General features: G+C 72.7%; 22 protein-coding genes. 4 read left to right on the top strand and 18 right to left on the bottom strand.

Features of this window, described 5'->3' with window-relative positions; all coding sequences use genetic code 11:
* The first annotated feature begins 48 nt into the window (after positions 1-48).
* The gene (locus tag KSED_RS04875) at positions 49-492 is read left to right on the top strand and encodes a hypothetical protein (protein WP_015778990.1); all 444 of its coding nucleotides are present in this window, start codon (positions 49-51) and stop codon (positions 490-492) included.
* Positions 493-509: 17 nt separating this feature from the next.
* Here the strand turns inward: KSED_RS04875 and KSED_RS04870 are convergent, their stop codons facing one another.
* Positions 510-1,673 carry an aminotransferase class I/II-fold pyridoxal phosphate-dependent enzyme gene (locus KSED_RS04870; protein ID WP_015778989.1) on the bottom strand — a complete coding sequence of 388 codons (1,164 nt, stop codon included), beginning with the start codon at positions 1,671-1,673 and terminating at the stop codon, positions 510-512.
* Positions 1,674-1,769: 96 nt separating this feature from the next.
* On the opposite strand from KSED_RS04870, the gene KSED_RS04865 reads away from it, so the two are divergent.
* Entirely contained in the window at positions 1,770-2,573 is an 804-nt protein-coding gene (locus tag KSED_RS04865; RefSeq protein ID WP_015778988.1) for a TspO/MBR family protein, read from the top strand.
* 24 nt (positions 2,574-2,597) lie between these two features.
* Here KSED_RS04865 and KSED_RS15750 read toward each other — a convergent pair whose 3' ends face one another.
* The 6 genes from KSED_RS15750 to KSED_RS04835 all read right to left on the bottom strand — a co-directional run bounded on the left by KSED_RS15750 (position 2,598) and on the right by KSED_RS04835 (position 8,216).
* Positions 2,598-3,416 carry a non-canonical purine NTP pyrophosphatase gene (locus KSED_RS15750; RefSeq protein ID WP_015778987.1) on the bottom strand — a complete coding sequence of 273 codons (819 nt, stop codon included), beginning with the start codon at positions 3,414-3,416 and terminating at the stop codon, positions 2,598-2,600.
* Entirely contained in the window at positions 3,416-4,282 is an 867-nt protein-coding gene (gene rph / locus KSED_RS04855) for a ribonuclease PH (RefSeq protein WP_015778986.1), read from the bottom strand. Before rph ends, KSED_RS15750 begins: the two co-directional genes overlap by 1 nt.
* Positions 4,283-4,292: 10 nt before the next feature.
* Entirely contained in the window at positions 4,293-5,618 is a 1,326-nt protein-coding gene (locus KSED_RS04850) for a YeiH family protein (protein WP_015778985.1), read from the bottom strand.
* 28 nt (positions 5,619-5,646) lie between these two features.
* The gene (locus KSED_RS04845) at positions 5,647-6,444 is read right to left on the bottom strand and encodes an MBL fold metallo-hydrolase (protein WP_041290862.1); all 798 of its coding nucleotides are present in this window, start codon (positions 6,442-6,444) and stop codon (positions 5,647-5,649) included.
* The gene (gene murI, locus KSED_RS04840; RefSeq protein WP_015778983.1) at positions 6,441-7,298 is read right to left on the bottom strand and encodes a glutamate racemase; all 858 of its coding nucleotides are present in this window, start codon (positions 7,296-7,298) and stop codon (positions 6,441-6,443) included. Before murI ends, KSED_RS04845 begins: the two co-directional genes overlap by 4 nt.
* A 138-nt stretch (positions 7,299-7,436) precedes the next feature.
* Entirely contained in the window at positions 7,437-8,216 is a 780-nt protein-coding gene (locus KSED_RS04835; RefSeq protein WP_015778982.1) for a fumarylacetoacetate hydrolase family protein, read from the bottom strand.
* A gap of 62 nt (positions 8,217-8,278) precedes the next feature.
* Between KSED_RS04835 and KSED_RS04830 the strand changes: the two genes are divergently transcribed.
* Positions 8,279-9,244, top strand: coding sequence for a hypothetical protein (locus KSED_RS04830; RefSeq protein WP_015778981.1), 966 nt, complete (start codon positions 8,279-8,281; stop codon positions 9,242-9,244).
* A 6-nt stretch (positions 9,245-9,250) separates the two neighbouring features.
* On the opposite strand, the gene KSED_RS04825 is transcribed toward KSED_RS04830, so the two are convergent.
* Genes KSED_RS04825 through KSED_RS14540 form a run of 5 tightly spaced genes read right to left on the bottom strand, consistent with a single transcriptional unit; the run spans position 9,251 to position 13,442 of the window.
* On the bottom strand, positions 9,251-10,372 hold the full coding sequence (locus tag KSED_RS04825) for a branched-chain amino acid aminotransferase (protein WP_015778980.1): 1,122 nt from the start codon (positions 10,370-10,372) through the stop codon (positions 9,251-9,253).
* 40 nt (positions 10,373-10,412) lie between these two features.
* A complete protein-coding gene (locus tag KSED_RS04820) occupies positions 10,413-11,369 on the bottom strand; it encodes a ketol-acid reductoisomerase (protein ID WP_015778979.1) in 957 nt (318 codons plus the stop codon).
* Complete coding sequence (locus KSED_RS04815; protein WP_015778978.1) at positions 11,366-12,451, bottom strand: 2-hydroxyacid dehydrogenase; 1,086 nt, start codon at positions 12,449-12,451, stop codon at positions 11,366-11,368. The genes KSED_RS04820 and KSED_RS04815 overlap by 4 nt, the downstream gene beginning before the upstream one ends.
* 47 nt (positions 12,452-12,498) lie before the next feature.
* Positions 12,499-13,008, bottom strand: coding sequence for a SixA phosphatase family protein (locus KSED_RS04810; RefSeq protein WP_015778977.1), 510 nt, complete (start codon positions 13,006-13,008; stop codon positions 12,499-12,501).
* A complete protein-coding gene (locus KSED_RS14540) occupies positions 13,008-13,442 on the bottom strand; it encodes a class F sortase (RefSeq protein WP_015778976.1) in 435 nt (144 codons plus the stop codon). Before KSED_RS14540 ends, KSED_RS04810 begins: the two co-directional genes overlap by 1 nt.
* On the opposite strand from KSED_RS14540, the gene KSED_RS14535 reads away from it, so the two are divergent.
* On the top strand, positions 13,417-14,142 hold the full coding sequence (locus tag KSED_RS14535; RefSeq protein WP_143827347.1) for a hypothetical protein: 726 nt from the start codon (positions 13,417-13,419) through the stop codon (positions 14,140-14,142). The genes KSED_RS14540 and KSED_RS14535 overlap by 26 nt on opposite strands.
* Before the next feature lie 103 nt (positions 14,143-14,245).
* Here KSED_RS14535 and gatB read toward each other — a convergent pair whose 3' ends face one another.
* From gatB to ligA, 6 genes are all read right to left on the bottom strand, one after another.
* Positions 14,246-15,811, bottom strand: a complete 1,566-nt coding sequence (gene gatB, locus KSED_RS04800; protein WP_015778974.1) for an Asp-tRNA(Asn)/Glu-tRNA(Gln) amidotransferase subunit GatB — start codon at positions 15,809-15,811, stop codon at positions 14,246-14,248.
* Positions 15,812-15,813: 2 nt separating this feature from the next.
* On the bottom strand, positions 15,814-17,421 hold the full coding sequence (gene gatA / locus KSED_RS04795; RefSeq protein WP_015778973.1) for an Asp-tRNA(Asn)/Glu-tRNA(Gln) amidotransferase subunit GatA: 1,608 nt from the start codon (positions 17,419-17,421) through the stop codon (positions 15,814-15,816).
* An 8-nt stretch (positions 17,422-17,429) separates the two neighbouring features.
* Positions 17,430-17,726 carry an Asp-tRNA(Asn)/Glu-tRNA(Gln) amidotransferase subunit GatC gene (gene gatC, locus KSED_RS04790; RefSeq protein WP_015778972.1) on the bottom strand — a complete coding sequence of 99 codons (297 nt, stop codon included), beginning with the start codon at positions 17,724-17,726 and terminating at the stop codon, positions 17,430-17,432.
* Positions 17,727-17,735: 9 nt separating this feature from the next.
* Positions 17,736-18,311, bottom strand: a complete 576-nt coding sequence (locus tag KSED_RS04785; protein ID WP_015778971.1) for an AAA family ATPase — start codon at positions 18,309-18,311, stop codon at positions 17,736-17,738.
* A 229-nt stretch (positions 18,312-18,540) separates the two neighbouring features.
* A complete protein-coding gene (locus tag KSED_RS15635) occupies positions 18,541-18,969 on the bottom strand; it encodes a glutaredoxin domain-containing protein (protein WP_015778970.1) in 429 nt (142 codons plus the stop codon).
* A gap of 3 nt (positions 18,970-18,972) precedes the next feature.
* Positions 18,973-21,285, bottom strand: coding sequence for an NAD-dependent DNA ligase LigA (gene ligA, locus KSED_RS04775; RefSeq protein ID WP_015778969.1), 2,313 nt, complete (start codon positions 21,283-21,285; stop codon positions 18,973-18,975).
* Between the last annotated feature and the right edge of the window lie 7 nt (positions 21,286-21,292).

Raw genomic sequence — 21,292 nt, 5'->3', positions numbered from 1 at the left:
TAGGGTCTGCGGCGCACCATCACGCGGCAGCACTGAAGGAGCGCTCTGTTGTCCCGGCAACTGCATCCCGTGATCGGCTTTGGGGTCCCGCTCCTGCTGATCCTGCTGTTCGTGTCCATGCCGAGCCTGGTGGTCCTGGCTATCGCAGAGTTTCGGGGGGTCGCGTTGACGGTGCCCCTCCCGTGGGCCGCGTTCCTGACGCTCCTCATGGTCTCGGTGCTGGGCGTCCTGAGCCCCCTGTTGGCACTCCCGGTCAAGTTCGCCTGCGCCGCGGCGGGGGCCCCACGGCTGGTGCAGACCGTGGCCACCACGGCCCTGCACCTCGCCCTCTACGGCCTCGCGTACACCCTCCTGGTGCGCGACACGACCGTGGCCTTCGCGATGGGCGCCCTCACACTAGTGATCTGGGGGCTCATCGGGATCTGGGTCGATGACCTCGAGGAGAAGCTCACGAAGGACAGCCGTCAGGCCCCCCTGCAGGACGAGCGGTAGCCTCTTCCGCCCTTGCCTCAGCCGCGGTCGGCCCAGCGCTGCAGTCGCTCGATGCCCTCGGCGATCACGTCCTCGGTCTTGCAGAACCCGAAACGCACCAGACTGCGGGCCTGGTCGGGGTCGCTGCAGAACGCCTGCACCGGCACCCCCGCCACCCCGGCCTCCTCCGGCAGGGTCCGGCACCACGCCAGCGCGTCGGTCACCCCCAGCGGCGCCGCATCGGCGATGACGAAGTACCCCGCCGGCGGCACCTCCACCCCGAACCCGACACTCCGCAGACCGCTCACCAGCAGGTCACGGCGCCGCTGGTGCAGGTCCCGCAGGTTGGTGAACATCTCCTCCGGCAGCGCCAGCCCCTTCGCGATGGCCGGCTGCAACGGCGTCCCCACACCAAAGGTGGTGAACTGCTTGACCTTCGCCACCGCCTCCACCAGCTCGGCCGGACCGTGCACCCACCCGACCTTCCACCCGGTCACCGCGAAGGTCTTGCCCGCCGAGGAGACCGTCAACGTCCGCCCCGCGCACTCGGGCACCGCGGCCGGCGGCAGGTGGCTCGCCCCATCGAACACCAGGTGCTCGTACACCTCGTCGGTGAGGATCACCGCATCGCGCTCCTCCGCCAGCCGCCCGATGAGGGCGAGCTCCTCAGCGCTGAACGTGCGCCCGGTCGGGTTGTGCGGGGTGTTCACGATGACCATCGCCGTGTTGTCGCTGAACGCGGCCTCCAACGCCGCCGGGTCGAGCTCCAGCCCCGGCAGCGACAGCGCCACCGGCCGCACCACACCCCCGGCGAGCGCGATCGCAGCCCCGTAGGAGTCGTAGGCCGGCTCGATGACGATGACCTCCTCCCCCGGCTCCACCAGCGCCAGGATCGATGCCGTGAGCGCCTCGGTCGCGCCGACGGTCACCAGCACCTCCGCCGGGTCCACCTCCAGCCCGTGGAAGCGCTGCTGGTGGGTCGCGATGGCCTCGCGCAGCTCCGGCACGCCCCAGAAGGGCGGGTACTGGTTGCGGCCCTCCACCATGGCCTCGTGCGCCCACTCCACCAGCTGCGGCGGGGTGCCGGAGTCCGGGGCACCCTGGCCCAGGTTCACCGCATCGGCCGCCATGGCCCGCTGGGTCATCTCGGCGAAGATCGAGGTGCCGAAGGGCTGCATGCGCTGCACGAGGGGGGAGTTCATGCACCCACCCTATGAGGCGGCTCCCCAGATCAGCGTGCGGGGCGAACCGAGCGAGCCGAGCCATGGAGGATCTCCCGGCACGTGGGACCATCCCGTATGACCGATGCTGCGCGCCCGCCCCACGCCGCCCGCCCGGGCACGGGACTGGCTGCCCCGATCCTGACGCTCGTGGTGGTGGCCCTCTCGATGGTGGGGGCCTTCCTCGGTTCGCGTGCCGTGGTCGGGGACCCGGTCAACGAGGTGGCCGGCGGGTGGCTGGGTGCGGACGCCACCCCCATCGCCCCGGCCAGCACCGCGTTCAGCATCTGGAGCGTGATCTACGCCGGCCTGGCGGGGTACGCGGTGTGGCAGCTGTTCCCCGGTCAGCGCGCCGACGAGCGCCACCGTCGCCTCCGGCCCTGGGCCGCGGCATCGGCCGTCCTCAACGCATTGTGGCTGGGCGTCACCCAGGCCGGATGGCTGGGGCTGAGCGTGGTGGTGATGCTGGCGCTGCTGGCCGTGCTCATCCGGATCGTGCTGGTGCTGCACGCCACCCCTCGCGGCGGGTGGGTCGAGACCGTGCTGGTGGACGGCACCTTCGGGCTGTACCTGGGCTGGGTCAGCGTGGCCACGGCAGCCAACATCACGTCCTGGCTCGCTGCCTCGGGCGCGGACGGCCTCTCCGGGTCGGTCTGGGTGACCGTGGGAGTGCTGGTGGTGCTGGCCGCTGTGTTCGGGGCACTGGCCGGCGCGACGCGGGGTCGCCTGGCGCCCGCCCTGGCCGCCGCGTGGGGCATGGCGTGGATCGCGGTGGCCCGCAGCACCGGACAGTTCGAGTCGGACGTGCTGGTATGGACCGCCGGCACGGTGGCGGCCGCCGTGCTGCTCACCGCCGTCGCGGCGCGCCTGCGACGCCGCTGACTGTGCCGCGCACGAGTTCCCGTCTCAGACCACCGGGGCCAGCTGCGCCGCCAGCTTGCGCACCGCGCGGCCGCGGTGGCTGATGGCGTTCTTCACCTCCGGGGGCAGCTCCGCCGCGCTCACCGCTCCATCGTCACCGGCGGTGAAGGGGGTGTCGTCCCCCACCTTGGCGGCTGCGTCCGCGGCGACCTCGGAGGCGTGCCCCTCGGCCGCCACCTCGGAGATGACGTCCGGCACGTCCGACCCGTTGCGCGAGGACGGACCGACCGCCTGGACCTGCGGCTGCTCGGCATCGTCGAACTCCGTGGCATCCACCCCGAAGATTGGGTCGTAACCGAACCCGTACTCGCCCTGCCGCTCGCGCAGGATGACGCCCTGCATCTCGCCGCGGGCGGTCAGCTCGAGGCCATCGGGGTCCACGTAGGACATGACGCAGGCGAAGTGTGCCCCGCGCTCCTCGTCCGGCACGTCCGCCAGCTGGGCCAGCAGCAGCGCGATGTTGTCCGCGTCGCGGTCCGCCCCGGGCCCGGCACCGGTGGAGTCCACCAGGCCGCCGGACCAGCGCGCGGAGAAGATGCCCGGCGCGCCACCCAGGACGTCCACGCACAACCCCGAGTCGTCGGCGATGGCGGGCAGACCCGTCAGCTCGCACGCAGCTCGGGCCTTCAGTAGCGAGTTCGCCTCGAAGGTGACGCCGTTCTCCACCACGTCGGGCGCGCCCGGGGCCACGTCCGCCAGGGTCACGACCTCGGTCTCACCCGGCAACACCTCGGACAGGATCCGCTGCAGCTCGGGAACCTTGCCTTTGTTGCGGGTGGCGAGCACGATGCGGCGAGCGGCCATCAGGCGTCCTGCCCGTCCTGCTGGGCCTGCCCGGGCTGCGCCGGCTGCTCGCCGGGCGACACCTCGAGGCGCTCCCCCGCATCGAGGGCCAGGGCGGCCTGCTGGGCGGCGGCGAGGGTGGCGCAGCCGTCCTGGGCGAGGTCGAGCAGGGCGTTCAGCATCGCGCGGTCGAAGGTCTGCCCCTCGGCGGTGCCCTGCACCTCCACCAGCTCGCCTGCGCCGGTCATGACGACGTTCATGTCCGCGCCGGCACCGGAGTCCTCCGGGTAGTCCAGGTCGAGCACCGGCTGCCCGTCCACGATGCCGACGCTGATGGCCTGGATGGAGTCGCGCAACACCTGGGCGTTGGCCGGGATGTCTCCCGAGGCCTTGCCGGCGGCCACCGCATCGGCCAGCGCGACCCAGGCACCGGTGATGGCGGCGGTGCGGGTTCCCCCATCGGCCTGCAGGACGTCGCAGTCGATGACGATGGTGTTCTCCCCCAGCGCCGAGGTGTCCACCGCGGCCCGCAGCGCGCGGCCGAGCAGGCGGGAGATCTCCTGCGTGCGGCCCTTGACCTTGCCCTTGACCGACTCGCGGTCGCTACGGGTGTGGGTGGCGGCGGGCAGCATGGCGTACTCGCCGGTGACCCACCCCGTGCCCTGGCCCTTGAGCCAGCGCGGGACGCCGGGCTGGAAGGAGGCCGCGCACAGCACCCGGGTGCGGCCGAACTCGATGAGGACCGAGCCGGCGGCGTGGTCGAGCCAGCCGCGGGTGATGCGGACGTCTCGCAGCTGGTCGGGCGCGCGGCCGTCGTGGCGCGCGCCAGGGGTGGTCTCAGAGGTGGACGCAGTGGTCTGGGTGGCCGATGCGGGGGCGTCAGTCATGGTGCCGAGCCTACGGGGCGCGGTGGGGGTGGCTCCCGGAGCGGTCCGGCCCCGTCACCGCATCGAGGCGTCGCACATTTCCCGTGGTGCGTCGCGCATTGCAGGAACCAGCGCCGATCCGTGCAAAGTGCGACGACTCACTTGCAAAGTGCGACGTCCCAGCGGGTGGGGCCGAGCGCCCTCCCCACGGACCGGGCGCGAGGTGGGGCCGGGCGCCCTCCGCGCGGACCGGGCGGAAGGTGGGTCCAAGCCCCCACCCCGGTGGTGCTGGCTCTCTCAGGCCAGGACCGCCCCACCGGCCGACGGCGGCCACTACGGCGGTCGTGATCCCGGCGAGGGCGAACGGCGCACCGCCCACCGCACGCAGCTTCGACCACTGCACGCCCGTGCCCAGGGCCCACATGGCCGCGGCCAGCAGCACGGTCTGGGCCACCGTCGCCACCTCCAGCAGGACCGAGGGCAACGGCACCCAGGTGCGCACGAGAACCATCGCGAGAAAGGCCACCACGAAGAAGGGCACCAGCGGCGGCAGGGTGACGGCGTCCTGCCCGGCCGTCGGGTGGGCCGCTCCCCCGTCGGCCTGCCCGGCCCGCACCTGCTCGGCCCGCAGCTGGCGACGACGCCACACGGCCAGCCCCACCATCACCGGGGCCAGCAGCACCACCCGCGCCAGCTTGGCCACCACCGCCACGGCCAGAGCACCGGAGCCCACGATGCCACCGACAGCCACCACCTGCGCCACCTCGTGCACCGACAGCCCCGCCCACAGCCCGGTCGTGTGGGGGTCCACCCCCATCGCCGAGGCGGCCAACGGCACCACCGGGATCATCAGCGTCCCGAAGAGCACGACCAGCGCCAGCGCGACGGCCACGTCCTGCTCGTCGGACTCCAACACCCCGTCGGCCGCCGCCACCGCCGCCGCACCGCAGATGGAGAATCCCGACCCGACCAGGAGCGCCAGCACCGGCCGCACACCCAGCAACCGCCCGGCCACCACGGCCGTCGCGAAACCCGCCACCACCACGACCACCACGGCCAGCACCACCCGCCAGCCCAGGCCGACGATGGTCGCCAGCGACACCTGCAGGCCCAGCAGCACGATGCCGGCGCGCAGCATCGTCTTGCTGCCCTTGGTCAACCCCGGGGCCCAGCTGGCGGGGAGCGCGACGAGGTTCCCCACCACGATGCCCAGCAGGATCGCCACCAGCAACGGACTCACCGCCGGCACGGCGGTGCCGATGAGGCGCGCCACCCCCATCGAGGCCAGGCCGGCAACCAGGCAGGCGAGGACGCCCGGCAGGCGCGAGGGGGCGGGGGCGGGTGCGGGGGAGGTCACGGCGTCGATGGTGCCACGGCGGCCCGCATCAACGGGCGGAGAGGGCGTGGTCCACCGGGGCGACCTCCAGCAGCAGCCCCGGCTCGGCCAGGCACAGCGGGCCGTCCCACACCTGCCGCGCCTCGGCGAGGGTGTACTCGGGGTCGTTCCACGGCGGGATGTGCGTGAGCACCAACTGTCCCACTCCCCCGGCACGCTGGGCGGCCAGGGCGGCCCGGCGACCCGTCAGGTGGATGCCCTGGGCGGCGTCCCGCCCCTCCACGAAGGCCGAGTCCGCCAGCACCACGTCCGCGCCGATCAGCAACCCGTCCAGCGCGGGGGTGTCGTCGGTGTCCCCGGTGAACGCCAGCACGTTGCCCCCCGCGCTCACACGCATGCCGTAGGCGTCCCCCGGGTGGTTGACCTGGAACCACGTGATGGTGAACGGCCCGATGGTGGTCTGCCACCCGTCGCGCACCGGGTGGTAGTTATAGGTGGAGGTCAGGCTCTCGCCGGGGTGGACGCCGTACACGCCGTCCATGTGCTCGCGCAGCGCCGCCGGGCCGTGCACGGCGATGCGGTCCGGGTGCGCGGCGTGCGGGTCGTAGGTGTGCAGCACGTACAGCCCGCACAGGTCCACCAGGTGGTCGGGGTGCAGGTGGCTGATGAGGTAGGCGTCCACCGCCGTCGGGTCGGTGTAGCGCTGCAGTTCGCCGAGGGCCCCGCTGCCCAGGTCGAGCACCACCCGCCACGTGCGCCCCTGCGCCTCGTGCTCCACGAGGTAGCAGGAGGTGGCAGAGCGGGGACCGGAGAAGGAGCCCGAACAGCCCACGACGCGCACCCTCATCGGACGTCCCCCGCCTCGAGCACTGGGAGGGACCCGGTGGGAGGGACGTCAGTCTCCACCGGCAGCCGGTGGGTGTTCAACGCGCTCACCTCGGGGCCGAGGAAGCGGCGGGCGAGCTCGCTGAACTGGGAGGGGTCGCCCGTGGTGAGGAACTCGTGGGTGGGCACCGTGGCGTCCGGGGCGAGCTCGCCCCGGTCGGCCAGGGTGCGCAGCAGTTCGGCGGCGGTCTCCTCCGCGGAGGAGACGAGCGAGACCTCCGGACCCATCTCGTAGGCGATGACGCCGCGCAGCAGGGGGTAGTGCGTGCACCCCAGGATGAGGGTGTCCACGCCCGCCTCCTTCAGCGGCTGCAGGTACTCGGTGGCGGCGGCGAAGACCTCCGGGCCGGAGATGGTGCCGGACTCCACGAAGTGAACGAAGCGGGGGCACGGCTGCGAACGGAGCTGCACCGAGGGGACGGCGGCGAACGCGTCCCGGTACGCCCCGGAGGTGTGGGTGGCCTGCGTGCTGATGACGCCGACGGCCCCGGTGCGGGTGATGCCGGCGGCGCGGCGGGCCGCGGGACGGATCACCTCGATGACGGGGACCGAGTAGCGCTCGCGGGCGTCGTGCAGGACGGCTGCCGAGGCGGAGTTGCAGGCGATGACCAGGGCCTTGACCCCGCGATCCATCAACGCGTCGAGGGAGTCCAGGGCCAGCCGTCGGACCTCCGCGATGGGGCGCGGGCCGTAGGGAGCGTGGTGGGTGTCGCCCAGGTACACCGTCGACTCGTGCGGCAGGTGGTCGATGACGGCCCGGGCCACGGTGAGCCCCCCGAGACCGGAGTCGAAGATGCCGATGGGAGCCGTGGACATGCGCTTGAGGGTACGTGGCAGGAGGCCCCGGGCCCCACCGTTGGGGGGCTCAAACAGGCGTCTGTTGCGTCACACCGCCCGCGGCGCCGTGCCCGATGGGGTGAGCGCACCCCATCGGGCAGGCGGTGGGTGGGCGGGTCAGTCCTCCGCGGAGACGAAGGGGTTGGCCAGGCGACCGATGCCCTGGATGGAGACCTCGACGGTCTGCCCCGGCTGCACCGGCCCCACGCCAGCCGGGGTGCCGGTGAGGATGACGTCGCCCGGCAGCAGGGTGAACGCGCGCGAGACGTGGGAGACGATCGTGGCCACGTCGAAGACCATGTCCGCGGTGGTGCCGTCCTGGACCAGCTCACCGTCGAGACGGGTGCGGACCACGAGGTCGGAGGTGTCGAGCTCGGTCTCGATCCAGGGGCCCAGGGGGCAGAAGGTGTCCATGCCCTTGGCGCGGGCCCACTGGCCGTCGGCCTTCTGCAGGTCGCGGGCGGTCACGTCGTTGGCACAGGTGTAGCCGAGCACGACACCGGGGACGTCCTCCGGGGCGACGTCCTTGCACATGCGGCCGATGATGACCGCCAGCTCGCCCTCGTAGCTGATCTCGGAGGAGATCGACGGCATGAAGACCGGGTCGCCCGGGCCGCAGACGGCGGTGTTCGGCATGAGGAACAGGCCCGGCTCCGCATCGGTCTGGTTGCCCATCTCGGCGGCGTGGTCCGCATAGTTGCGGCGCACGCCCACCACTTTGGAGCGCGGGATCACGGGGGCCAGCAGGCGGACGTCCTCGGTGGTGAAAGTCTTGCCCGTGAGCTCGATGGCGGTGTAGAGCGGGTCGCCGGAGACCTCGGCGATCTTGGTGCCCTCGCCGTCCATCAGGCCGTAGCGGGGCTCGTCGGAGTCGTCGGTGAACCGGCAGATGCGCATGGGCGGGAGTCTAGGTGTTCCAGACCGGTCTCGATGGGGTGCGCCACCTAGAATCGGCCCCGATGCACCCCCTCCCCCACACCTCCGCAACGCCGGCCGTCTCGGTCGACGCTAACTTCATCGTCCTGCCCCGTGAGGAGTGGCAGGCCCGAGCTGCCGCGCACGCCCAGCGCGTCGACGCCATCGCCGGGCCGCATCTGGAGCGCCGGGCCCGCGGGCAGAAGCACCCGGTGGAGGACTTCCTGTGGGTGTACTACCGCTGGCGGCCGGCCGAGGTGCGGCGCTGGCACCCCGGCATAGGGGTCGCTCTGCTCGATGCCGGTGGGCGCGCGGGGTGGAAGGAGCACCGGGAGTTGACGCCCGAGGAGGTCCAGGCAGACGGCCCGGCGGACGGCCGGGAGACTGCCGGGGGCGTCACTGTGGACGTGGCCGCCTTTCTAACCCGGCGCGGAGATGCGGTGCGCCGCTGGCACGGCATCCTGCAGGCCACGGCGAACCGGCCGGCGCGGTTCGGGTGCTTCGGCCTGCACGAGTGGGCGATGGTGCACGGCCTCGAGGCGGACGACCGCCGCCACGGCGGGGTCCCGCTGCGGCTGGGGCGCGAGGCGACGGACGCGGTGACCGAGAGCCACACCATCGCGTGCAGCCACTTCGACGCCTACCGGTTCTTCACCGACAGCTCACGGGACCTGAACACCCTGCGGCCCGGGCCCGAGGACCGCACCGCCTTCGAGCAGCCCGGCTGCCTGCACACGACCATGGACCTCTACAAGGTAGCCGCCACCCTCGGGCCGCTGGCGCCCGGCGAGCTGCTGGTCGACTGCCTGGAGCTGGCCCGCGACGTGCGGGAGCTGGACATGCGCGCCAGCCCGTACGACCTACGGGACTGGGGGTACGAGCCGGTCCGCATCGAGACCCCCGAGGGCAAGGCCGCGTACGTGGCCGCCCAGCGCGGCTTCAGCGAGCGCGGCCAAGCCCTGCGCGCCCGGCTCGTGCAGGTGACGAGCCGGGCGCTGCACGTGCGTTGAGGGTCCTCAGACCAAGCGGTGCAGCCAGCCCTTGGTGTCCTCGGCGCGGCCATACTGGATGTCGGTCAGCGTGGTCCGCAGCTTCATGGTCACCGGGAAGGACTCGGTGAGCTCCTCCGAGCGGTCATCGCCGCCCACGACCCAGGTCTTCTCCGGGGTCTTGAACGAGCCCACCGGGGTGATGACCGCGGCCGTGCCACAGGCGAACACCTCGGAGATGGATCCGTCCTCGATGCCGGCAGTCACCTCATCGATGCTGATGGGGCGCTCCTGCACGTCGTGCCCGGCGTCGCGGCCCAGCTCGACCAGCGACATGCGGGTCACGCCCTCGAGGATGGTGCCGGAGGTCGGCGGGGTGACGATCCGGCCGTCGGAGAACACGAAGAACAGGTTCATGCCGCCCAGCTCCTCGACCCACTTCTCCTCGCGGTCGTCGAGGAACATCACCTGGGCGCAGCCGTGCTCCGCGGCCTCCACCTGGGCGGCCATGGACGCGGCGTAGTTGCCACCGCACTTGGCGAAGCCGGTGCCTCCGAAACCCGCCCGGTGGTAGTTCTGGGAGACCCAGATGTCCACCGGCTTCACACCCGACGGGAAGTAGGGGCCGGCCGGGGAGGCGATGACGTAGAACTGGCTGGCCTTCGCCGGACGCACCCCGAGGAAGGCCTCGGTGCCGATCTCGAAGGGACGCAGGTACAGCGAGGTCTCCGAGCCCTCGGCAGACTCCGGAACCCACGCCTGGTCAATCTCGGTGACCTGGCGGATGGCCTCCAGGAAGATCTCCTCGGGCACCTCCGGCAGGGCCATGCGGCGGGCGCTGCGGCGGATGCGCTCGGCGTTCTTCTCCGGGCGGAAGGTCCAGATGCTGCCGTCGGCGTGACGGTAGGCCTTCATGCCCTCGAAGATCTCCTGGGCGTAGTGCAGCACGCAGGCCGCCGGGTCCAGCGCGATCGGCCCGTACTCCACGACGCGGCCGTTGTGCCAACCGTCAGCCTCGGTGTGGTCCACCACGGCCATGTGGTCGGTGAAGTGCACCCCGAAGCCGGGGTTCGCCAGCACCTCGAGGCGGTCGGCCTCCGAGGCCGGGGACTCACTCGGCGCGACGACGAACTCGGTGCTGGAAACCATGGGTGCTCCTTGGTGCGGGGTCTGACGGTCTGGGCTGAGGCTACCGGGAGCCACCGAAGGCTTGGCCGAGGCGTGCGTGTCGGGCGGCGGTCTGCTCGTCGTCCTGGAGCGGCGCCGTGCGCCGGGCCCGCGAGCGCGGGGCCGGGCCGGTGAGCCCCGCCAGTGCCTCTCGATGGGGGTCGGCCACCGACGGGCGCGCCCCCTCCAGGCCGATGCGGTCGAGCTCCCCCTGCAGCCGGTGCAGGACGGCGAGGTCTGCCACCACGGGATCGAAGCCCTGGGCCACCAACCCGTCGCGACCGGCGGCCAGGACCGCCTCGAGCAGGGGCGTGACCCGGGTGTCAGCGAAGTCCGCGGCTGCAGCCCAGTCCAGGGCGTCCACCCCGATGGCGGCGGCCCGCGTGGCCCCCAGCACGTCCGCGTAGGCCACCGCCAGCCGCTGCTGAAAGTCACCGCGGGCGTCCGGGGCCGATGGGGTGCGCGTCGCGGTCAGCGTGCCCGCGAGGTCGTGCCCGGCGGCACTCCCCCGCGCCACGACGGCCACCACTGCCGGGGCGCCGCGGCCGTCGACGTACGCCTGCCGGGTGGCTGCCGGCTCCCCCAGCACCTCCACCAGCAGGATCACGCCCCGGTGGCGCACCACCGAGGACCGCAGGGCCCGCCCCGCGGCCGCCGAGCTCAGGACCACCACGTGGTCGTCGGTCAGGGCGGTGGAGACCTCGGTGAGGTGCTCCGTGCCGAGCACGACGACCTCGCTGTCGGTCACCGCGTCGGCCACCGGCAGGGTGAAGAAGCCCTCGGCCTCGGCCGCGGCGAACTCGTCACTGCCCGGCGCGGCGCCCACCCGCACGTCCACCCCGGAGTCGCGCAGGTTCTGGGCGTGTAGCTCGGCGGTGGCGTCGAATCCCACCACGGCTACCTCCCGGTCGGCGATCACCGAGCGGTCGGCGTCGAACGGGCCCCACCACGCGGTGGTGTCGGGCTCGGGGGTGCTCACGGGATGTCCTCCTGCTGCGACGGCTGCTCGGGCTCGGTCGCCGGCTCCGGCTTCGGGGCGCGGACCACGTTCTCGAGCGCCTCCCCATCGGCCAGGCGCTGCAGCTGGGCCCCGATGAGGGCCAGCTGCCGGTCGTCCATCCCCGCCGTCGCGCTGGCCAGATGCGGCGTCAGGTAGATGCCCGGCGTGGAGAAGAGCGGGTGCCCCTCGGGCAGCGGTTCCGGGGCGGTCACGTCCACCGCCGCACGGATGTGCCCCGAGGCCGCGGCGGCCACCAGGGCGTCGGTGTCCACGACCGGGCCGCGGGCCACGTTCACCAGCACCGCGCCGGCCGGCATCAGGGAGAACTCGTGCTGCGACATCAGCCCCTTGGTGTCGGCCGTCAGCGGGGTGATGAGGATGACCACGTCGTGCTCGGGCAACAGCTCGTGCAGCTCGTCGATGGGGCGCACCGCCTCGACGTGCTCGTCCCCCGGACGGGCCGAGGTGGCCACCGCGGTCACGCGAGCGCCGAAGGCGGCGACCCGCCGGGCAATGGCCTGCCCGATGGCGCCGTAGCCCACCACCAGGACGCGCGACTCGTGCAGGGAACGCTGCTTCGCCCGCCACTGGGGACCGGTGCGGTTTTCCCAGCGGCCGGCCACCTGTGCGTCGCGGAGGGTCTCCAGCGAGCGCAGGGCGATGAGGGTGAGCGCCAGCGCGTGGTCGGCGGTGCTCTCCTCGTGGACGCCCTTGGCGTTGCAGATGCCCACCGGCGCCGGGAGGCGCTTGTCGAGGTGGTCGTAGCCCGCGCTCAGGGCCCACGCCCAGCGCAGGTGGGGCTGGGCGGTCAGCTCGGTCACCGCATCGGGCGTCATGGCGAACTGCGGCGGCACGGCGGCCACCAGCGGGGCGGCCGGGTCGTCCTCGCGCGGGGCGGACAGGTCCCAGTGCTCGAGGCGCACTGTGCGGCCCGACCCGGAGAGCTCACCGGTGGGGCCGGCGAGGGCCTCCACCCAGGTGGGGTCCGGCACGGTGACCGTCACGCGCTCGGCGGCGGTCGGGAGGTGGTTCACGTCGGTCTTCGCTGCGGTGTTCGGCACGGCGCCACGCTATCCGAGGCGGGGCCCACCGGTGGAGCGTGGGTGGGTCATCCGATGCGGGTGCCGCAGCCCTCGTGGAGGTCCGCCCAGCCCAGGTCCTGCGGGAGCTCCATGACCCCGAGGGTGCCGGTGGGCCACCCCTGCGGGTACTCGCCGGTGAGGTGTCCCACCAGGGCGGGGACGCCCGGGGCGTGACCGACCAGCAGCACCCGCCGCGACTCCTCGGGCACGTCCGCCAGGGCAGCCAGCAGGTCCGGCACCCCGGCCTCGTAGATGCCGGGCGCCGGCCAGACCCGCTCCGGGGCGGGGGCGGACAGCTCGGCCGCCATCGCCTGCCAGGTCTGCGTGGTCCGCACCGCCGGGGAGTGCAGCACGAGGTCGACGCCACCCCACAGCTCTCGCAGCCGGCGCCCGGCCGCGCGGGCCTCCTGCCGGCCACGCTCGGTCAGGGCGCGCTGGGCGTCGGGGCCCCCGGGTGCGATGGACTCCGCCTCGCCGTGGCGCACGACGGCCAGGGCGCGGGTGGGGAGCTCCCCCCTCGAGCTGGGCTCCCCCATCAGGCCGGGGAGGCCAGGACGAACACGTTCACGGCCGAGCGGCCGTCGGTGCGCGGGGTGTCCGGGTCACAGGTCACCAGCGCGAGCTTGGGCGTGTCCGAGGACCCCCAGATGCGCTGGTCCTGGGAGAGCTGCACCTTGTCGATGTGCTCGACGAGGTCGACCTTCCACTCGCGGGTGCGACCGTCGGCATCCGTGGTGGTGAAGGTCTCACCCACCTTCACCTCGGGCAGGTGGTAGAAGACGTCCGGCGGCCCGTAGGTGACGTGGCCGACGATGACGCTGATGCCGTTCTCCCCCGGCTTCACGGTGTCGCCGTACCACCCGGTGATGCCCGGCGGCGGGTTCAGCGTGCCCTTGCTGGTGAGGCCCACCTCGGAGACGTTCTCGTCGAAGTCGATGCCGGGGATGGACAGATGCGCCGGGGCCGCCACCGGGTCACCGGGCTGCGCGGGGTTGCCGGGTGCCGAGGAGCTGGGCGCCGGCTTGCTGGGGGCGGGGCTACTCGGGGCCGGGGCGCTCGTGCTCGAGGGCTCCGGGGCCGGCTCGGAGCTGTTCGGGGCCGGGGCGCTCGGGCTCGACTCCTTCGGTGCGGACGGCCGGGGGTCCGGCGTGGCCGTGTCCCCCGGGGCAGGCGCGGCCGTGGGGCTGGGCGCGGAGGACGGGGTCGACCGGGTGCTGGTGGGGTCCGCGGAGGACTCGCTCGTGCTCGACTCCTGCGCGGGCTCCGACGCCGAGGACCTCGACGTCGAGGACTTCGACTCCGGCTCCGAGGACGCCGACGGCGACGAGGGCGCAGCACTGGACGACGCGTCGCTGGTGGACGAGGACTCATCCGCACCGGAGCCCGGGGAGGGGCTCTCCGGGCCGGAGGTCGAGGCCGCGATCACCGGGGAGTGCTCCTCCGCCGGGAGCTCGTCGTCCCCGAACCAGCCCGCCAGGGCACCGGCCAGCACGACACCGCCGGCGCCGACGAGCCCGAGGCCCGCAAAGGTTGCCGTCTTGTTCTCCATGGTGACTCCCCCGAGGGTGTGGTCGCTGGTCGTGCTCGCAAGGGTAACGAGCCGGGAGCGTTCCAGGAACGCCCCCGGCACTCTGCGCGACCTTCGTGAGCAGTGCGTGAACAGCCCGTGAACACGGCGTGAGCGCACGGCCAGCCAGCGGGAACTGGCTCACCGTGCGCTCACGGGGGTGGCCCGACGCGGCCCGGGGGCGGGCCCGGCGGGCGCGACGCGACTCAGCCGGCGACGGAGGCGAGGATCAGCTCGCGCACGCGCGCCGCATCGGCCTGGCCCTTCATCGCCTTCATGACCTGCCCGATGAGGGCGCCGGCCGCCTGCTCCTTGCCACCACGGATCTTCTCCACGATGTCGGGGTTCGCCGCAATCACCTCGTCGACGGCGGCCTGCAGTGCCCCGTCGTCGGAGACCATCGCCAGCCCGCGGGCGTCGGCGACCTCGGTGGGGGAACCCTCGCCCGCGAGCACGCCGTCGAGCACCTGGCGCGCCATCGAGTCGTTGAGCCGCCCGGCGGCGACCATGCCGTCGAGCTCGGCCACCGCGGCCGGGGTCAGGGAGACCTCGGCGGCGTACTCCTCCACCGACTGCCCGGCGTCGTTGGCGCGGCGGGCCACCTCACCGGACCACCACTTGCGGGCGCCGGCCGGGGTCGCGCCGGCGGCGATCGTGGCCTCGATGAGGTCCACCGCCCCGGCGTTCAGGACGTCACGCATCTCGAGGTCGGTGAAGCCCCACTCCCCCTGCAGGCGGGCACGGCGCACCGACGGCATCTCCGGCAGGGTGCCGCGCAGGCGCTCCACGTCCTCGCGGGCCGGGGCCACGGGCACCAGGTCCGGCTCCGGGAAGTAGCGGTAGTCGTCCGCATCGGACTTCGGGCGACCCGAGGTGGTGATGCCGGTGTCCTCGTGCCAGTGACGGGTCTCCTGCAGGATCGACCCACCACCGCCCAGCACCGCGGCGTGGCGGGTGACCTCGTAGCGCACGGCCCGCTCGATGCTGCGGAGCGAGTTCACGTTCTTGGTCTCGGTGCGGGTGCCCAGCGGCACCTCGGACTGCTCCGGGTTGTCCTGCCCCAGCACGCGCTCGGACCCGGCGCGCGGGCGCAACGAGACGTTCGCGTCGCAGCGGACGTTGCCCTGCTCCATGCGCACGTGGGAGACGTCGAGCGCCTTGAGCAGGTCGCGCAGCGTGGAGACGTAGGCGCGGGCCACCTCGCCCACACGGTCTCCTGCGCCGAGGACCGGCCGGGTGACGATCTCGATGAGGGGGATGCCGGCGCGGTTGAAGTCCACCAGCGAGTGCGTGGCGCCCTGGATGCGGCCGGTCGCGCCACCCACGTGGGTGGACTTGCCGGTGTCCTCCTCCATGTGGGCGCGCTCGATCTCCACCCGGAAGACCTCGCCGTCGTCCAGCGTGACGTCCAGGTACCCGTCGTGGGCGATCGGCTCGTCGTACTGCGAGGTCTGGAAGTTCTTGGGCATGTCCGGGTAGAAGTAGTTCTTCCGGGCGAAGCGCGAGTACTCCGCGATCTCGCAGTTCAGGGCCAGGCCGATGCGCATCGCGGCCTCGACCGCCTTGGCGTTCACCACCGGCAGGGCACCGGGCAGCCCGAGGCACACCGGACACACCTGGGTGTTGGGCTCGGCGCCGAACTCCGTGGGGCAGGGGCAGAACATCTTGGTGTTCGTGCTGAGCTCCACGTGGACCTCGAGCCCGATCACCGGGTCGAAGGACTCCAGGGCCTTCTCGAAGGGGACGACCTTGTCGCTCGTCTTCGTCGCCATGCTCAGGCCTCCTGGGTGGTCGTGGCGGATGCGGGGAGCTCAGCGGGGACGGCGGGGACCCGCATCCGCACGGGGTCGGTGCCGGCCGCGGCGTCGGTGGCCTCGATGAGGGCCTCGATGGCGGCCCCGACGGTGTACATGCGCTCGTCGGCACCGGCCGGGGCGATGACCTGCAGGCCGGCCGGCAGGCCGTCCTCGGCCGCGAGCCCCATCGGCAACCCCAGCGCGCAGTTGCCCGCGAGGTTCACCGGGATGGTGGCGATGTCGTTCAGGTACATGGCCAGCGGGTCGTCGAGCTTGTCACCCAGCGGGAAGGCCGTGGTGGGCGCCGTCGGGGAGAGCAGGACGTCGCACTGCTCGAACGCGGCCTCGAAGTCGCGCTGGATGAGGGTGCGCACCTTCTGGGCCTTGCCATAGTAGGCGTCGTAGTAGCCGCTGGACAGGGCGTAGGTGCCCAGGATGATGCGGCGCTTGACCTCCTCGCCGAAGCCGGCGTCGCGCGAGGCGGCCATGACCTGCTCCGCGGAGGGGGCGTCCACCCCATCGGGCCCGACGCGCAGGCCGTAGCGCATGGCGTCGTATCGGGCCAGGTTGGAGGAGGCCTCGCTGGGGAGGATCAGGTAGTAGGCGGCCATGCCCAGGGCGAACGACGGGCAGGACACCTCGACGACCTCGGCACCGGCCTCGCGGAGCTGGGCGATGCGCTGGTCGAAGAGCTCCTTCACGCCGGCCTGGTAGCCGTCGACGTCCGTGAGCTCCTTCACCACGCCGACGCGCAGGCCGGCCAGGGTGCCGGCGCTGTCCTCTTGGCCGGAGCGTGCAGCGGCGGTCGCGGCGGGGGCCGGGGCGTCGATGCTGGTGGAGTCGGCCGGGTCGTGGCCACCGATGACCTCGTGGAGGGCCGCGGAGTCGGCAACGGTGCGCGAGCACGGGCCGATCTGGTCCAGCGAGGAGGCCAGGGCGATGATGCCGTGGCGCGAGACCCCGCCGTAGGTGGGCTTGGAGCCCACCGATCCGGTGACCGCGGCCGGCTGGCGGATGGAGCCGCCGGTGTCGGAGCCGATCGCCAGCGGGGCCAGGTGCGCGGCCACGGCGGCGGCGGAGCCACCGCCGGAGCCACCGGGGATGCGGGTGACGTCCCACGGGTTGCGGGTGGGGCCGAAGGCCGAGTGCTCGGTGGAGGAGCCCATCGCGAACTCGTCCATGTTGGTCTTGCCGAGGATCGGCATGCGGGCGGCCTTGAGGCGCTGCACGATCGTGGCGTCGTAGGGCGGCACCCAGCCCTCCAACATCCGGGAGCCGGCGGTGGTGGGCAGGCCCTGCGTGCAGGCGATGTCCTTCACCGCGATCGGCACGCCGGCCAGGGGGTGGAGCTCCTCGCCGGCGGCGCGGGCGGCATCGACCTCGCGGGCCGTGGCCAGGGCTCCCTCGGCGTCAACGACCAGGAAGGCGTTGAGGACGCCGTTGACCTGCTCGATGCGGTCGAGGTGCGCGCGGGTGAGCTGCTCGGAGGTGATCTCGCCGTCGCGCAGCTTCTCGGCCATCTGCAGGGCGGTGAGGGTGACCAGCGGGTCCAGCCCCTCCAGCCCGGTGGGGTTCGTCTCGCTCATGGGGGTGCTCACTCCTCGTCCAAGATGCGGGGGACGCCGAAGCGACCCTCCACGGCCAGGGGGGCACCGGAGAGGGCCTGGTCCTGCGTCAGGCCGGGGCGCACCTCATCGGGCCGCATCACGTTGGTCATCGGGATCGGGTGGGACATGGCGGGCACGTCGTCGGACGCACCGTCGCTGATCTGGGCGACCCACTCGACGATCTGGTCGAGCTGACCGGCCAGGCGGTCGAGCTCGTCGGGCTCGAGGTGGATGCGTGCGAGGTTCGCGACGTGCGCGACGTCATCACGGGAGAGAGCGGACATGGGCGCAGTCTACGAAAGGCCAGCGAGCCATTCGTCCGCCTCCCGGTGGCTGTGCAGGGTCACCACCGGCAGCTCCGGGTGGTCGGCCCTCACCTGCGCCACCTTGCGGCGGTACTTCTCGATGCCGGCCCACGACCAGCGGACGATGTGCTCGGGGTCGGTGAAGATCGTGTGCAGCGGCGGTTCGACGTTGCCGTTCCAGAGCTGCTCGCGCCGCAACCGGCGCCGCAGGGTGCGACGGACCACCTGCTGCATGACCGTGGCGCGTGGCAGGTCGAGGTGCACCAGCAGCGTGGCGCGGTCCAGCAAGTGCTGGCGCACCTGGTTGTACTGCCACTCGGTCACCCACCTGTCCTCGGCGGTGAAGGCGTGGACGTCCGCCACGAACTCCGGCCGCGGGGTCCAGTTCGGGCCGTGGTGCAGGGCGTCGATCTCCGTGTGCGGGATGTCGAGACGCTCGGCGATGCGAGCGGCCAGGGTGGTCTTGCCGGAACCGGAGGGGCCGGCCACCAGGATGCGGGGGCCAGGGGGACGTCCGCCGGAGGTGTGCTCACCGTGGGTGCCAGGAAGGGACTCGGGGCTCATGCACTCTCCTCGGCTCGCAGTGGGAGGGCCCCACCCCCATCGACGGGGACCACGGCGTGACAGCGTACGGGCATGGATTCGACGATGTTGTGGACCGGCTGGACGCCCTTGGTGCACGTCGCCCTCATGGCGACCGCCGGGTCACCAGATCGGTGACGGCAACAGCATCAGTCGATACGCCGAGGCCGACGACGGGCGGTGACCCCCGGCTCTGCCACACGCTGAGGCCTCAGACGGCCTCGAGTCGCTGCCTCACCAGTGCCGGGTCGGGGTTGGTGTGGGCCCGGCCGTCAATCACCACCGTTGGCACGGTCTCGTTGCCGTCGTTCACCGAGCGCACGAAGGCCCGGGCCTCGGCGTCCTGCCAGATGTTCACCCACCGTGCGCGGCGGCCGACCCGGCCGAGACCACGCCGCAGACGTGCGCAGTACATACAGCCCGGCCGCCAGTAGACGACCACCGGGCGCTCGTGGTCGGGCAGGGCGACCAGGGCGGCATGCCGCTCGGACCGCCCTCGCCACCACGGGGAGCTGAGGACCGTGGCCACCAGCGTCAGCAGTCCCAGGCCGAGGGCTGGCAGGACCGCACCGTCCAGGGCGTAGACAGCGGTCGCCCACCCGCCAGCGAGGAGGGCCAGGATCCAGAGGTGACGCTCCACGGGTCAGGCCTTCTCGGCGGGCTCTTCCGCGTCAGTCCCCGCGTCGTCCTCGGGCGTCACACCCTCGACGCGCCCGGTGGCCAGCAGCTCGCCGAACTGCTCCTCGCTGAGGATGGGCAGCCCGAGCTCCTCGGCCTTCGTGGCCTTCGACCCGGCGTTGGCGCCGACGACCACGTAGTCGGTCTTCTTCGACACCGACCCGCTGGCCTTGCCGCCCCGGGTCAGGATGGCCTCCTTGGACTCGTCTCGCGACCACCCCTCGAGCGACCCGGTCACGACGACCGTGAGCCCCTCGAGGGTGCGTTCGATGGACTCGTCGCGCTCGTCGGCCATGCGGACGCCCGCCGCCGCCCAGGTGTCCACGATCTGCCGGTGCCAGCCGTTGCCCTCACCGCCGAACCACTCGGTCACGGCCTCGGCGATGGTAGGGCCGACGCCCTCCACGGCCGCCAACTCCTCGGTGGAGGCGGCGCGGATGGCCTCCATGGTGGCGAAGTGCCCCGCCAGGGCCCGCGCTGCGGTGGGGCCGACGTGCCGGATCGACAGGGCAACCAGCACCCGCCACAAGGGCTGCTCCTTGACCTGCTGCAGGTTGTCGAGCAGGCGCACACCGACCGCCGACAGCACCCGGCCGTCGACCACTCCCCCGGGTGGGAGGACGCCCTCGGGGTCGCCCTCCTCGGCGGCCGCGGCCTCTGCCTTCTTGGCCGCCCGCGTGTACAGGCTGGTCCGCAACAGGTCCTCGGCGGTGAGGTCGAAGACGCCCGCCTCGTCGGTGAGCACGCCCGCATCGAGCAGCGCGCCGGCGCCCTCCCACCCGAGGGACTCGATGTCGAAGGCCCCGCGCCCGGCCAGCCCGAAGAGCCGCTCGCGCAGCTGCGAGGGGCACGACCGGCTGTTGGGGCAGCGGATGTCCTTGTCGCCCTCCTTCGCCGGGGCGAGCTCGGTCCCGCAGGAGGGGCAGTGGGTGGGCATGACGAACGCGGTCTCGCTGCCGTCGCGCAGGTCGGCCACCGGCCCGAGGATCTCGGGGATGACGTCGCCGGCCTTGCGGAGCACGACCGTGTCGCCGATCAGTACGCCCTTGCGCTGCACCTCGTGAGCGTTGTGGAGGGTGGCCATCGAGACGGTGGACCCCGCGACCGTCACCGGCTCCATGACGCCGAAGGGCGTGACACGACCGGTGCGCCCCACGTTGACCGCGATGTCCAGCAGCTTCGTGGTGACCTCCTGGGGCGGGTACTTCCAGGCGATCGCCCACCGCGGTGCGCGCGAGGTGGAGCCGAGCTGGCGCTGGACCGTCACCTCATCGATCTTGATGACGATGCCGTCCAGCTCGTGCTCGGCACCCTCCCGGTGGCCGCCCCAGTACGCCACGTACTGCTCGATCTCCTCGAGGGTGTCCAGCACCTTGGCGTGGGAGGTGACCGGCAACCCCCACCCGGCGAGCACCTCGTAGGCCTCGCTCTGGCGGGCGATGTCGAAGCCCTCGCGGGCCCCGATGCCGTGGACGATCATCCGCAGCGGACGCGATGCGGTGACCCGTGGGTCCTTCTGCCGCAACGACCCCGCGGCCGCGTTGCGCGGGTTGGCGAAGGCCGCCTTGCCGGCCTCCACCTGGCGGGCGTTCAGCTCGGCGAACTTCTCCAGGGGCAGGAAGACCTCCCCGCGCACCTCCACCAGCGGCGGGACGTCGACCGTGGCGGTGGCGTCGTCCGCCAGGTCCGCGGGACGCTCCAGCCGATGGGGGACGCCCTGGATGGTGCGCACGTTCAGCGTGATGTCCTCGCCGGTGCGGCCGTCACCGCGTGTCGCGGCCCGCACCAGCACGCCGTCCTCGTAGGTGAGGTTGACGGCCAGGCCGTCGATCTTCAGCTCACACAGGTAGTGCAGATCCGTGGTGCCGGCGGCGTCCCGGGCGCGCTGGAACCAGGCGGCCAGCTCCTCGGAGGAGAAGACGTTGTCGAGGCTGAGCATTCGCTCGGCGTGGTCCACCGCATCGAAGCCCGTCTCGAAGACCGGCGCCCCGACCTCCTGGGTGGGGCTCTCCGGGGTGCGCAGGCCGGGGTGCTCGGACTCGAGCTGCTCGAGCTCGCGGAACAGGGCGTCGAAGTCGGCGTCGCTGATCGTCGGGCGGCCCAGGTAGTAGGCGAAGCGGTGCTCCCGCACCCGGCGGGCGAGGTCGTCCCACTGGTGACGGACGCCCTCATCGGGCACGTCAGGGGTGTTCTGTGCCGCGTCCGGGCTGTCGGGGGCGGCGGGCACGTCGGGGGTGTTCTCCGGCGAGGGGCTGGGCTCGGTGCTCTGCGGACTCACGGACACA

This window comes from Kytococcus sedentarius DSM 20547, from assembly GCF_000023925.1.
GTDB lineage: Bacteria > Actinomycetota > Actinomycetes > Actinomycetales > Dermatophilaceae > Kytococcus > Kytococcus sedentarius.
Note: the sequence above shows the minus strand (reverse complement) of the source record. Positions and strands in the feature narration are given on the sequence as shown.

Excerpts from the sequence above, each read along its gene's own strand:
- KSED_RS04870 (WP_015778989.1), bottom strand. The coding sequence starts at position 1,673 with ATGAACTCCCCCCTCGTGCAGCGCATGCAGCCCTTCGGCACCTCGATC.
- KSED_RS04865 (WP_015778988.1), top strand. The coding sequence starts at position 1,770 with ATGACCGATGCTGCGCGCCCGCCCCACGCCGCCCGCCCGGGCACGGGA.
- KSED_RS15750 (WP_015778987.1), bottom strand. The coding sequence starts at position 3,416 with ATGGCCGCTCGCCGCATCGTGCTCGCCACCCGCAACAAAGGCAAGGTT.
- rph (WP_015778986.1), bottom strand. The coding sequence starts at position 4,282 with ATGACTGACGCCCCCGCATCGGCCACCCAGACCACTGCGTCCACCTCT.
- KSED_RS04845 (WP_041290862.1), bottom strand. The coding sequence starts at position 6,444 with ATGAGGGTGCGCGTCGTGGGCTGTTCGGGCTCCTTCTCCGGTCCCCGC.
- murI (WP_015778983.1), bottom strand. The coding sequence starts at position 7,298 with ATGTCCACGGCTCCCATCGGCATCTTCGACTCCGGTCTCGGGGGGCTC.
- KSED_RS04835 (WP_015778982.1), bottom strand. The coding sequence starts at position 8,216 with ATGCGCATCTGCCGGTTCACCGACGACTCCGACGAGCCCCGCTACGGC.
- KSED_RS04830 (WP_015778981.1), top strand. The coding sequence starts at position 8,279 with ATGCACCCCCTCCCCCACACCTCCGCAACGCCGGCCGTCTCGGTCGAC.
- KSED_RS04825 (WP_015778980.1), bottom strand. The coding sequence starts at position 10,372 with ATGGTTTCCAGCACCGAGTTCGTCGTCGCGCCGAGTGAGTCCCCGGCC.
- KSED_RS04810 (WP_015778977.1), bottom strand. The coding sequence starts at position 13,008 with ATGGGGGAGCCCAGCTCGAGGGGGGAGCTCCCCACCCGCGCCCTGGCC.
- KSED_RS14535 (WP_143827347.1), top strand. The coding sequence starts at position 13,417 with ATGGACAGATGCGCCGGGGCCGCCACCGGGTCACCGGGCTGCGCGGGG.
- gatB (WP_015778974.1), bottom strand. The coding sequence starts at position 15,811 with ATGGCGACGAAGACGAGCGACAAGGTCGTCCCCTTCGAGAAGGCCCTG.
- gatA (WP_015778973.1), bottom strand. The coding sequence starts at position 17,421 with ATGAGCGAGACGAACCCCACCGGGCTGGAGGGGCTGGACCCGCTGGTC.
- gatC (WP_015778972.1), bottom strand. The coding sequence starts at position 17,726 with ATGTCCGCTCTCTCCCGTGATGACGTCGCGCACGTCGCGAACCTCGCA.
- KSED_RS04785 (WP_015778971.1), bottom strand. The coding sequence starts at position 18,311 with ATGAGCCCCGAGTCCCTTCCTGGCACCCACGGTGAGCACACCTCCGGC.